Source organism: Pollutimonas rozaliensis (assembly GCF_048751585.1).
Classification (GTDB): Bacteria; Pseudomonadota; Gammaproteobacteria; order Burkholderiales; family Burkholderiaceae_B.
Map to the genome: position 1 here is coordinate 1 of NZ_JAZHOB010000183.1, position 263 is coordinate 263.

Consider the following 263-nt stretch of genomic DNA (forward strand, 5'->3'; position numbering starts at 1 on the left):
TAGCATCATATTATTGATTCAACCAATCATTATTTATTAGATAATTCGCACATGATCTCATCTGGAACGGTTTGTATCGCTGAATATCAAAATAAGGGTCGTGGTCGCCGGGGGCGGCATTGGGTATCGCCTTTTGGTTCTAACCTTTATTTCTCCCTGTTCTGGCGTTTAGACGCGGGTTTGGCTGCCGCTATGGGCTTAAGCCTCGTCATTGGGGTCGCGATAGTGGAAGCACTTGAGGAAAAGGGTCTCAATGGGATTAA

Annotated in this window: 1 pseudogene; it reads left to right on the plus strand. The window is 45.6% G+C overall.

Going from position 1 to position 263, the window contains the following annotated elements:
* Positions 1 to 51: 51 nt before the first annotated feature.
* Positions 52 to 263, plus strand: a pseudogene (locus V0R37_RS22495) (biotin--[acetyl-CoA-carboxylase] ligase); the annotation flags it as partial.